This window comes from Pseudomonas sp. SIMBA_068 (assembly GCF_046534705.1).
Taxonomy (GTDB): Bacteria; Pseudomonadota; Gammaproteobacteria; order Pseudomonadales; family Pseudomonadaceae; genus Aquipseudomonas; species Aquipseudomonas putida.
In genome coordinates this window covers 1-274 of record NZ_JAWRYI010000466.1, presented here as the reverse complement: position 1 = coordinate 274, position 274 = coordinate 1, and the positions used below count along the sequence as shown (strand labels likewise).

Genomic DNA, 274 nt, shown 5'->3' with positions numbered 1-274 from the left:
GAACGAGGCGCTCGACCTCATGGTGTACAACCTGGCCATGGCCTATTTCCTCGGCCTGCACCGCTACGTCGAGAACGACGGGGACAAGCTACGGCAGGCGCTCGCGCAGGCCAGCCTCTTCGAGCAGGGCGAACCGCAGCCAGCCCGGCCCCAGGCCGCCGCACGGGACGATGACGACCAGGACGAAGACGATACGCCGCCGAGGTCTGCACCTCCGCCGGCGCCGGTCAGGCGCAGCGATTCGCCGCCACCCCAGCCGGCCCCTCGGGCTGCC

Annotated in this window: 1 pseudogene; it reads left to right on the top strand. The window is 71.2% G+C overall.

Annotation, left to right across the window (positions count from 1 at the left end):
- A pseudogene (locus SB756_RS29985) lies at nt 1-274 on the top strand (phage terminase large subunit family protein); the annotation flags it as partial.